Genomic DNA, 9,589 nt, shown 5'->3' with positions numbered 1-9,589 from the left:
AGATAGTAATTATCGACAGTCAAATGAATTACCGAGGAAAACTTGACACTTACGGGCCGCCCTGCGGCCCCTTTCCTGCTTTCTTCATTTCATATATAATACTTACAGGCAGGAAACCTTTTTGGATATAAGAAGATTTTAATTTTCTTTCTATTGAAAAAGGGGCTGAATGTCTATATGATTATAGAGATAACTATTTTGATGTTATTTTTTAGGAGGCCGGCATGAGCGCGATTTCACTACAAGGTCGTTCCGTTCTCGCTTTAGCTGATTTCTCGGCGGAAGAGATTGAACGAATCCTTCAAGTAGCAGCACAGATGAAAAAGATTGTTTTGTCTGACAACAAGAAGAGAGATTTCCTCAAAGGGAAATCCATGGTGACAGTGTTTTCCGAAGCATCTACCAGGACACGCAGTTCTTTCGAGCTTGCCGGTAAGTATTTGGGAGCCGATGTGATCAATATTACAAAGAGCGGCAGCTCGATGACGAAAGGTGAAAGCATGCGAGATACATTGCTTACCGTTTCCGCAATGGGAGTGGATGCAGTGATTATTCGTGATTCGTCAGAGGGGGCCGCTCTTTTTGCATCCAAAGTGATGAGCCCGAAGGTGAAGGTGCCGGTGGTGCTGAATGCCGGCGACGGGGCCCATGCCCATCCCAGCCAGGCGCTGTTGGAGCTTTTCACCCTGAAGGAAGCGGGGAAGAATATCAGGGGCATGAAGTATGTGATTATCGGCGATATCCTTCATTCCCGGGTGGCCCGGAGCGATATTGTGGGATTCACGAAGCTGGGGGCTGAGGTGCACCTGGTGGGGCCGCGGACGCTGGTGCCGAAGGAACTGGAGGCCATGGGATGCATTGTGGATGATGATCTGGAAACGGCGCTGAAGGATGCCGATGCCATCAATATCCTCCGTATCCAGCTGGAAAGGGCGGCTGCCGGATTCATCCCCACCACCCGCGAATATGCCCGCCTCTTTGGTATCAACAAGAAGCGGCTTTCCCTGTGCAAACCGGATGTGGCGGTGATTCACCCCGGTCCCATGAACAGGGGCATTGAAATCGGCTATGATGTGGCCTATGATGAAAAATCCTGGATTCAGGAGGAAGTGCGGAACGGCGTGGCTGTACGCATGGCTCTTGAATATTTAACACTGACGGAGGGTAAAGACATTGATGCTCTTAATTAAAAACGGAACCATTGTAAATCCCGCAAAGAAGCAGCATGAAGTGGGAGATATCCTCGTAGAAAACGGAAAGATTAAAGAAATAGGGAAGGAAATCCCTGCATTCGGCGATGAACTGGAAGTGTTCGACGCCACGGGCCTTGTGGTGACACCTGGGCTCATTGATATGCATGTCCATCTTCGCGAACCGGGACAGGAAGCGAAGGAAGATATCCATACGGGCACCGAGGCGGCTGCTGCCGGCGGTATGACCCGGGTGGCTACCATGGCCAACACGAAGCCTGTCATCGATAACTCCGCCGTCCTTCGGGATGTGCAGAAGCGGGCAGAGGATGTGGGGGTCGTCAAGGTCAGCATTATCGGTTCTATTTCCAAGAATCTGGAAGGAAAGCAGCTCTCTGAAATGGGGGACATGGCAGCCGATGGTGCTGTGGCTTTCTCCGATGACGGCCACTACGTGGAAAGTGCGAATTTCATGCGCCGGGCCATGGAGTATGCAGACATGCTCCACAAGATGGTCATCGACCACGCCGAAGATATGACCATGTGCGGCGGTGGTTTCATGAATGAAGGTAAGGTTTCCTATGCCATGGGCGTCACCGGCCGTCCGGCGGCAGGGGAAAATATTGCGGTGGCAAGGGATCTGCTCCTCTCCGAGCTCACCGGCTGCCATATCCACATTGCCCATGTGTCCAGCAAAAAGGCAGTGGAACTCATCCGGGAAGCAAAGAAAAAGGGTGTGAACTGCTCCACCGAAGTGACGGCCCAGCATCTTTATTTCACCGATGAATGGCTGAAGGATTATGATACGGCCTTCAAGATGGCTCCTCCTATCCGGACAGAAGAGGACCGGGAGGCTCTCATCGAAGGGCTGAAGGACGGCACCATCGATGCCATCATGACGGACCATGCGCCCCACTGCAATGAGGAAAAGAATGTGCCCTTCAACTGCGCGCCCAACGGCATTGCAGGGCTGGAGACTTCCCTGGCTTCCACCCTCACCGTGCTTTATCATGAACGGGGCTTTACCCTGGACCGCATTGTGGAGCTTATGAGCGTGAATCCCGCAAAGCTTCTGGGGGTAGAAGGGGGCGTGCTGGAGGAAGGCGCTCCTGCTGATATTACCGTATTTGATCCGGATAAGGAGTGGACGGTACACGGGGAAGACCTGTATACCAAGTCCCTCTTTACACCCTATGAAAACATCACCCTGAAGGGCAAGGCTGTGCTCACTGTGGTGGATGGAGAAATCGTTATGAAAGAAGGAAAGGTGCTCAAATGAAAGGCCTCTTGATTTTGGAAAACGGCGCCCGTTTCGAAGGGGACCTTCTGGGAACGGTAGAAGGTCTGGGAGAACTGGTTTTCAACACGGGCATGACAGGATACCAGGAATGTTTCACTGATCCCTCCTATGAAGGGCAGATTCTGACTCTGACCTATCCATTAATCGGCAACTACGGCGCCAACGACCTGTTCATGCAGAACAGGAAGCCCGCCGCTGCAGGCTATGTGCTTGACCAGATTGCCGACCATCCCAGCAACTGGGAATGCAAGGAAAAGATTACCGATTTCATCGAAAGATACCATGTGCCCTGCCTTTACAATGTGGATACCCGGGCAGTCACCCGCATGGTGCGTACCCAGGGGGTCATGAAGGCCATCATTGTGAGTGCCGACAGAAGCGAAGATTTCATTAAGGCAGAGCTGGCCAAACCCCTTCACCGTGACCAGGTGGAGCGGGTCACCACGGCCTATCCCTATACCTATGGAAACGGGAAGTACCAGGTATCCCTCCTGGACTGCGGACTGAAAAAGAATATCCTCGTAAGCCTGGCAGCCAATGACTGCACGGTGCATGTATTCCCTGCCCATACCAGCGCAGAGGAGCTTCTGGCAGGAAATCCGGACGGCATTTTCCTCTCTCCCGGACCGGGGGACCCGCAGGATGTGCCCTATGTGGTGGATACGGTGAAGAAGCTCATCGGTAAAAAGCCTATTTTCGGCATCTGCCTGGGCATCCAGATGCTGGCCACCGCCCTTGGCGGCCACACATTCAAGCTGCCCTTCGGGCACCGGGGTGCCAACCATCCGGTGAAGGATCTCCGCACCGGCCGTGTCTACATTACCAGCCAGAACCATGGCTACGCCATTTCCGATGAGGGCCTGCCGGACTGCATCGAAGTGACCCACCGCAGCGTGAACGACGGCACCATCGAAGGCATCCGCCATAAGACACTGCCTATCCAGGCAGTACAGTACCATCCGGAAGCATCTCCGGGACCGAAGGATAATTTCTATCTCTTTGCTGAATTTGCCAAGGCCATGGAGGAATTTAAAAAATGATTAATAAAGACGTGAAAAAAGTCCTTGTCATCGGTTCCGGCCCCATCGTCATCGGCCAGGCGGCAGAATTCGACTATGCCGGCACCCAGGCCTGCCGCTCCCTTCGGGAAGAAGGGGTGGAGGTGGTGCTGGTAAACAGCAACCCTTCCACCATTATGACGGACGTGGACATTGCAGACCGTGTTTACATCGAACCGATTACCCTTCCCTTTGTGACCGAAGTCATTAAGAAAGAACGGCCTGATGCCCTGCTGGCTACCCTGGGGGGCCAGGTGGGCCTGAATATGGCAGTGCAGCTTTCCGATGCAGGGGTGCTGGAAAAATACAACGTGAAGCTTCTGGGCTCTTCCCTCCATGCCATCAAGCATGCAGAGGACCGGGAACTGTTCAAGGAAGCCATGGAGGAAATCCATCAGCCTGTACCGGAGTCTGAAATTTTTGAAGAACTGGAACCGGCTGTGGCTTTTGCAGACAAAATCGGCTACCCCGTCATCATCCGTCCGGCTTATACATTAGGCGGCACCGGCGGCGGCATTGCCCATGACCGCTATGAAATGGAAGAAATCGCCAACCGGGGTATCAAGCTCTCTCCTATCAACCAGATCCTGGTGGAAAGGTCCATCGCCGGCTGGAAGGAAGTGGAGTTTGAAGTCATGCGGGACAGCGCGGACAACTGCATCATCGTCTGCGCCATGGAAAACATCGACCCCGTGGGCGTCCACACCGGCGATTCCATCGTGGTGGCGCCCACCCAGACCCTGACCGACGGCCAGTACCAGATGCTCCGCACCGCATCCATCAACATTATCCGCTACCTCCAGATCGAAGGCGGCTGCAACGTACAGTACGGGCTGGACACCAAGACCAACCAGTACTATGTCATCGAAGTGAACCCCCGCGTGAGCCGTTCCTCCGCCCTGGCATCGAAAGCCACCGGCTACCCCATTGCGAAAGTGGCAGCGAAGATTGCCCTGGGCATGCACCTGGACGAAATCACCAACGCCATTACCGGCAATACGAAGGCCTGCTTCGAGCCGTCCATCGACTACGTGGTATGCAAATTCCCACGCTGGCCCTTTGAAAAATTCACCCTGGCGGACCGTGAAATCGGCACCCAGATGAAGGCCACCGGCGAAGTGATGGCTCTGGACCGCACCCTGGAAGGGGCGCTCCTGAAGGCTCTCCGTTCCCTGGAAGTGGGGGAAGGATACCTGCATCTGAAGAAACTGGACAGCCAGTCCCTCTACGATATCCGCTGCCTCCTGAAACGTATCGACAACGAAAGAATCTTCGTAGTGGCAGAAGCTCTCCGCCGCGGCATCGAACCGGAAGAAATCAATCGCATTACCCGCATTGACCTCTTCTTCATCTATAAGATCCAGAACATTATTAAAATGGAGCGGCGCCTCTTGAAGGAAGGCCTCACCGAGGAAACCCTGAAGGCTGCCAAACGGATCCAGATGCCCGATGAAGCCATCGCCCACTTTGCTGAAGTCACTGTAAAGGACGTGGAAAATTTCAAAAAGAAACTGAATTTCCACCCCGATTTCAAAATGGTAGATACCTGCGCTGCCGAATTTGAAGCCCACACCCCTTACTACTACTCCACCTACGGTGCAGAAGACGAAGTGAAGCCCCAGGGCAAAGGATCCGTCGTAGTCTTCGGTTCCGGCCCCATCCGCATCGGACAGGGCATCGAATTCGATTACTGCTCCGTTCACGCCTCCTGGGCATTGAAAAAGGCGGGAAAGAAATCCATCGTCATTAACAATAACCCGGAAACCGTGTCCACGGACTTTGATACCTCCGATTCCCTCTATTTCGAACCGCTCACCGAGCAGGACGTAATGGAAGTCATTGAAAAGGAAAAGCCGGAAGGGGTCATCTGCCAGTTCGGCGGCCAGACCGCCATCAACCTGGCTACCCCTATGGCCAAGAGGGGCATCCGTATCATCGGTTCCTCCAATGAATCCATCGATATGGCGGAAGACAGAGAACGGTTCGACACCCTCTGCGGCCAGCTGGGCATCCCCCGTCCGAAGGGCTGCCTGGTGGAAAGCGTGGAAGAAGCTATGCAGAAGACGGAAGAACTGGAATATCCCCTCATCGTACGCCCCAGTTACGTATTGGGCGGCCGGGCCATGCAGATCGTCTACGACCAGGCGGAACTGCGCCAGTACCTGAAAGAAGCGGTGGTGGCATCCCATGAACATCCGGTCCTCATCGACCAGTACATGGTGGGCCGGGAAGTGGAAATCGACGCCATCTCCGACGGCGTGGACGTCTGCATTCCGGGCATCATGGAACAGATCGAACGCTCCGGCGTCCACTCCGGCGACTCCATTGCCGTATACCCGCCCCAGCACCTGCCCCGGGACGTCATTGATACTTTGACAAAGTACACCAAGGACATTGCCTGTGCCATGAATGTCAAAGGCCTCGTGAACATCCAGTTCATCGTGGTAGGCGGCAAAGTCTACGTCATCGAAGTGAACCCCCGTGCCAGCCGTACCGTGCCTTTCATGAGCAAGATTACCGGCATCAACATGGTGGAATACGCTACCCGGGTAGCTCTGGGCGAACCGCTCCATACCCTGGGCCTCCCCCTGGGTCTCGTACCGCCGAAGAACTATGTGGCCATCAAAGCGCCGGTGTTCTCCTTCTCCAAACTGGGCCTCGTAGAAATCAAACTGGGACCGGAAATGAAATCCACCGGTGAAGTCATGGGTATCGGCCATACCTACCAGGAAGCCCTGTACAAGGCGGTGGTGGCAGCCAACCTTATGGTTCCTGCCGGCGCCAACGTGCTCATCACCGTCAGCGACCGGGATAAACCGGAAACGGCGGAACTGGCCAAGGGCTTCGTGGATCTGGGATACCACCTCATCTGCACCTCCGGTACCGGTGCCTATTTCCAGAGCCTCGGCATTCCTGTAGAAATCATTAAGAAGATTCACGAAAAAGGGGAAAACTGCGAAAAGTATCTGAAATCCGGCAAAGTGGACATGGTGCTGAATACCATTTCCTACGGCAGCCAGATCGAGCAGGAAGGCTATGACCTCCGTCGTATTGCGGTGGAACTGGCCATCCCCTGCATTACCTCCCTGGACACCGCCAAGGAAGTGCTCCGCGTCATGGCATCCACCGGCGGCGCTGAACACCATGTGGAAGCTATCCAGGACTATGTGAAGGAGTAATACCATGTCAGGTTTTGTAGAAAAAGGAATCATCCGGGTCCACAATCACGTGGGCCCCGGCATCTGGCTCATGCAGATCGAACTGCCCCGCATTGCCAGGGAAGCAAAGCCCGGCCAGTTCGTCCATGTAAAAGTGAACGACCCCCGCTATATCCTGCGCCGTCCCATTTCCATCGCCGGCACCGACGCGGGCAGGGGCATCGTGGAAATCATCTACCGCATCGTAGGTAAAGGCACCGACGCCATGTCCCGCCTCAAAGTGGGGGACACCCTGGACTGCCTGGGACCCCTGGGCACCTCCTTCGATATGGATAAAGACCACATCGTAGGCATCGGCGGCGGCGTAGGCATCGCCCCCATCCTCTTTATGGCAAGGGCTTCCAGAGAAGGCCAGATGACCGTGGTCATCGGCGGAAGAAATAAGGAAGAAGTCTTCTGGAAAGACCTTTTCCCCAAGAAAGTACGGCAGATGATCGTCACCACCGACGACGGCTCCTACGGCATCAAAGGCTTCTCCGTATCCGTCCTCCCCAAACTCTTTGCGGAAGAAAAAGTGGATGAAGCCTGCGTCTGCGGCCCTGGCATCATGATGAGGACCGCCGCAGAAATGGCAAAAGACGCCGGCGTTCCCTGTGAAGTTTCCATGGAACGGCGCATGGGCTGCGGCATCGGCACCTGCCTTGGCTGCGTATGCGACAGGAAAGATGGCAAAGGCCACTACAAAGTCTGCGCCGACGGCCCTGTATTCAATGCAGAGGAGGTGGTCTTATGAGCAGCCTGTCAGTCACATTCATGGGTATCCCCATGGCCAGCCCGGTCATCGGCGCCTCCGGCACCGCAGGCTATGGTCTGGAACTGAATGACTACATCGACATGAAAAAAATCGGCGCCATCTCCGGCAAAGGTTTGGCACCTACACCCTGGAAAGGAAACGAAGGGGTCCGCATAGCTGAAACTACCTCGGGCATGCTGAACTGCATCGGCCTTGAAAACCCCGGAGCCCCTTACTTCATTGAACACTACCTGCCGGAAGTAAAGAAACTCCCCACCCGCTTCATTGCCAACATGGTGGGGAAGAGCGTGGAAGAATATGCCGAATGCGCCCGCATGCTTACGGTGCCCGGCATTGACGCCCTGGAAGTCAATATTTCCTGCCCCAACGTCAAAGAAGGAGGCGCCGCCTTCGGCACCGACGCCAGACAGGCAGCAGCCGTCACCAGAGCTGTGAAGGATGCTACCACCCTTCCGGTAATGGTTAAGCTCTCCCCTAACGTAACGGACGTGGTATCTATTGCCAAAGCCGTGGAAGACGCAGGGGCCGACAGCCTTTCCCTCATCAATACCCTCCTTGGCATTGCCATCGACACCCGCACCCGCCGCCCCATTCTGGGCAACATCACCGGCGGTCTCTCCGGCCCCGCCGTAAAACCGGTGGCCCTCCGCATGGTATGGCAGGTGGCAAAAGCCGTCCGCATCCCCGTCTGCGGCCTGGGCGGCATTATGACCGGCGAAGATGCCATCGAATTCATGATGGCCGGCGCCTCCACCGTCCAGGTGGGCACTGCAAGCCTGGCAGACCCCACCGCCATGGAACGGATCGTAAAGGAAATGGACGAATGGTGCGATAAAAACAACGTGAAAGATATCAATGAAATCGTGGGAACATTGAAAGACTGAAAAAAGCAGCGGCCCAGCCGCTGCTTTTTTCAGTGGGGCGCGGCTTATGGACACGCCCTGCGGGCGTGAGGGTTCAAAGGGTTCAAAAGGTTCTGAAGGTTCAAAGGGTTCTGGTGGGCGGCTGCGCCGCCAGTATTATAAAACCTTTACAACCGCCCTTACGGGCGAGGGAAAAGCTCCCCCTTTGGTGGCTGGCGCCACCACCTTCCCCCCGCAAGCGGTGGGACAACAACCCGTGCTTAATGTAGAGCCACTTATGAGTGGAATGTTATACGGAGCTTTATTGTGCCCCCGCACAGCGGGGTGGCAAGGGAACACGATTCGTAGGGGAGCGAAGCAACCTGAGAATCGTGTGACACGCTTCCCACCGGGGCAAAGGTGGTGCCGTAGGCACCAAAGGGGGAAAAGCTACTGGAGGTGGCTAACTCACCGCCATGTTTAGGGTGGCTTATGTGACAGAAAGGCATTCCCGTAACGCTGACTATAAAACTCATCGCCCAAAGGCCGCCACCACCACCCTCGGCCCGCAGGGCCGTCGCCCCTTTCTACACAACCCGCCGCCTCAGGCGGTGCACAGCGAACACATTTTGAAGGAGCGCCAGCGACACACAAAATGTAGTGAGTCGTTTCCCCTTTAGGGGCCATAACCTTCGGGGCCGAAGGCCCCGTCTACCCTCTGCCCTTTAAATACATAACTACCACTCTATATAACCTATAAATACAAAAGCGTTTGACGCAAAAATGCTCCACCATGCATTCCCATGCACCTCTACCAAACCGATATCCTGCAATCAATACAAATGACCACCGATTTTATAAGCTATTTATGCTATGAAATGTATGAATGCTTTTTCAAGTGAGAAAACAAACTTTGTCAAAGAAATATTGGATAATGGGGTATAAAAGATATATATTATAACCATACAAAGTATTTGTTACAGCCCGTGATGAAGCGGGTTCTTTTAATGGAGGCACTCACAAGAATGAAAGAACAGCAGGTTGAAAACGAAGTTATTATGGAAAAAGAAAAACAGGAAGAAATCTCCTGGGCTTTACTGGAACTGGCATCTCTGAATAAACAGTAATCGACCTGCTGCCGCAAGGCAGCTTTTTTATTGGGCAAACAGGGGAAGAAAAACCTGCCCAGCCGGGGACTGCCATTCCCCAATCCCCGATCCCTGATCC

Annotated in this window: 6 protein-coding genes; all 6 read left to right on the top strand. The window is 54.4% G+C overall.

Annotated features, from left to right (window positions below):
• Positions 1–224 precede the first annotated feature (224 nt).
• From Q0482_RS00700 to Q0482_RS00675, 6 genes are read left to right on the top strand one after another with little or no spacing between them, the layout of a single operon-like run.
• Entirely contained in the window at positions 225–1,190 is a 966-nt protein-coding gene (locus Q0482_RS00700; protein WP_299142160.1) for an aspartate carbamoyltransferase catalytic subunit, read from the top strand.
• The gene (locus Q0482_RS00695; protein ID WP_299142157.1) at positions 1,174–2,469 is read left to right on the top strand and encodes a dihydroorotase; all 1,296 of its coding nucleotides are present in this window, start codon (positions 1,174–1,176) and stop codon (positions 2,467–2,469) included. Before Q0482_RS00700 ends, Q0482_RS00695 begins: the two co-directional genes overlap by 17 nt.
• Positions 2,466–3,530: a glutamine-hydrolyzing carbamoyl-phosphate synthase small subunit gene (gene carA, locus Q0482_RS00690; protein WP_299142154.1), complete on the top strand. Its 1,065-nt coding sequence runs from the start codon at positions 2,466–2,468 to the stop codon at positions 3,528–3,530. Before Q0482_RS00695 ends, carA begins: the two co-directional genes overlap by 4 nt.
• On the top strand, positions 3,530–6,727 hold the full coding sequence (carB, locus tag Q0482_RS00685) for a carbamoyl-phosphate synthase large subunit (RefSeq protein WP_299142163.1): 3,198 nt from the start codon (positions 3,530–3,532) through the stop codon (positions 6,725–6,727). The genes carA and carB overlap by 1 nt, the downstream gene beginning before the upstream one ends.
• A 4-nt stretch (positions 6,728–6,731) precedes the next feature.
• Positions 6,732–7,499 carry a dihydroorotate dehydrogenase electron transfer subunit gene (locus Q0482_RS00680; RefSeq protein ID WP_299142151.1) on the top strand — a complete coding sequence of 256 codons (768 nt, stop codon included), beginning with the start codon at positions 6,732–6,734 and terminating at the stop codon, positions 7,497–7,499.
• Positions 7,496–8,404 carry a dihydroorotate dehydrogenase gene (locus Q0482_RS00675; RefSeq protein WP_299142149.1) on the top strand — a complete coding sequence of 303 codons (909 nt, stop codon included), beginning with the start codon at positions 7,496–7,498 and terminating at the stop codon, positions 8,402–8,404. The genes Q0482_RS00680 and Q0482_RS00675 overlap by 4 nt, the downstream gene beginning before the upstream one ends.
• The last annotated feature ends 1,185 nt before the right edge of the window (positions 8,405–9,589 follow it).

Source organism: uncultured Dialister sp. (assembly GCF_937959425.1).
Taxonomy (GTDB): domain Bacteria; phylum Bacillota; class Negativicutes; order Veillonellales; family Dialisteraceae; genus Dialister.
This window is presented reverse-complemented; position numbering and strand designations above follow the sequence as displayed.